This is a genomic window from Vibrio sp. YT-19(2023) (assembly GCF_033337395.1).
Genome location: NZ_JAWOQN010000425.1, coordinates 1 through 744, shown reverse-complemented (window position 1 = coordinate 744; position 744 = coordinate 1). Strand labels below are relative to the sequence as shown.

General features: G+C 47.4%; 1 protein-coding gene. It reads left to right on the top strand.

Going from position 1 to position 744, the window contains the following annotated elements:
• Positions 1-583: FAD-dependent oxidoreductase (locus tag R7E78_RS26320; RefSeq protein ID WP_318058634.1), on the top strand; the 583-nt coding region annotated here is incomplete at its 5' end.
• Positions 584-744: the final 161 nt, after the last annotated feature.

The following is a 744-nucleotide window of genomic DNA, read 5'->3' as shown; positions in this document are numbered from 1 at the left end:
AGACTGTGTGGGAACATCAAACCGTCACGGCGCAGCAAGCATAACTCAAGTTGAAATCATGCCGATTCCACCAGAGAAGCGCCCAGCCAATATGCCTTGGCCTCAATACCCAATGATCCTACGCACTTCGACTTCTCATGAAGAAGGTGTCGATCGTCACTGGAACATCTTGACCAAAGAGTTCATCGGTAACGACAAAGGTGAAGTTACAGGTCTTCGTCTTGCAGATATCGTTTGGGAAGATGCGAAACCAGGCGAGCGCCCAAACTTTAAAGAAGTAGAAGGCAGCGAGCGCGTGATCCCATGTGACATGGCTTTCCTAGCGATGGGCTTCCTGCACCCAGAACCAACTGGCGTGCTTGCTCAACTGGATATCGCACTCGATGATCGCGGCAACGTTGCAACGCAAGGTTTCGCGACGAATCAAGAAGGCGTATTCGCCGCAGGTGATATGCGTACAGGCCAATCTTTGGTGGTTCGTTGTATCAACGAAGGTCGCGAATGTGCTCGTGCTATTGATGAATACCTGATGGGTGGCACTAACCTTGAAGCAAAAGCAAATTCGCTAATGCTTTCAGCATAAAGGGGGCATTCACGCTTCCTTCTTTCAAAGTCATCACTTAGCCATCAGCGATATCGATGGCTAAAGACCAAGAAAGAAAACAATTCCTTCCAATCTTTCTATTTTGACCAGCATTTTATGCTGGTCTTTTTTATTCCTCCCAGCATCAAATGTTACTTTTT